Annotated in this window: 1 pseudogene; it reads left to right on the forward strand. The window is 37.8% G+C overall.

Annotated elements, in window-relative coordinates:
* Positions 1-53: 53 nt before the first annotated feature.
* Positions 54-254 (forward strand): annotated as a pseudogene (locus A3773_RS18465) (IS4 family transposase); the annotation flags it as partial.

Consider the following 254-nt stretch of genomic DNA (forward strand, 5'->3'; position numbering starts at 1 on the left):
GTTATGTCCTTATGGATTCTTGGTTTACATTGCCACCACTTGTAAAGTCTATTGTGGATCAAGGATTAGACGTAATTGGTATGGTCAAAGAAACAAAACAACGTTATAACGTAAACGGGGAGATGGTTTCTTTAAAGCAACTATACCGCCTAGCTGGACCCATTCAATCCAAGAAAGGAATTCTTCGTTCCATCCATACGATGATGGCTAATGGAACACCAATTAAAGTGGTATTCATTCAAAACAGAAATAAG

Source organism: Neptuniibacter pectenicola (assembly GCF_001597735.1).
Lineage (GTDB): Bacteria > Pseudomonadota > Gammaproteobacteria > Pseudomonadales > Balneatricaceae > Neptuniibacter > Neptuniibacter pectenicola.